This is a genomic window from Neisseria sp. P0021.S006 (assembly GCF_051956895.1).
In genome coordinates this window covers 1-442 of the sequence record NZ_JBQCWZ010001267.1, presented here as the reverse complement: position 1 = coordinate 442, position 442 = coordinate 1, and the positions used below count along the sequence as shown (strand labels likewise).

Below are 442 nucleotides of genomic sequence, written 5' to 3'. Positions count from 1 at the left end.
GCGCTTCGTTGTTTTGGATTTCCAAAACCTTTTCATCCAAAATATCGCGGATGACGCCGGCAGGCAGGACTTTTTCTTCTTTTTTCAGGGCAACGCGCCAAGTGTAATCGGCAGGGAAAACTAGCTCTGGCGAAAAGGAAACCGGCGTGGAAAAGCCTTCGCTAAACCAGTCCAAACCCTGACAATGGGCAAATTCGGATTGCGCCAATTTGTCGGCAAGGACTTCCAATTCGGGCAACTTGTCTTTGTTGAGCGGATAAAAACTGATTTGCTTAAACCACATGGCGAGTTTTCCTTTTTATTAAAACCGGCATTATACAGGGAAAATAACATACGGAAATCGGCAGCCTCTTTAAAAATGCAGTAAAGGCGTTGACAGAAGAAAAGGGTTTCTGTATAGTTCGCGCTTCGGTTACGCGCCCATCGTCTAGAGGCCTAGGAC

Annotated in this window: 1 protein-coding gene; it reads right to left on the bottom strand. The window is 46.4% G+C overall.

Annotation, left to right across the window (positions count from 1 at the left end; translation table 11 throughout):
- Window positions 1-283: recombination-associated protein RdgC (rdgC, locus tag ACTHUM_RS19815; RefSeq protein WP_440403984.1), on the bottom strand; the 283-nt coding region annotated here is incomplete at its 3' end.
- Between the last annotated feature and the right edge of the window lie 159 nt (window positions 284-442).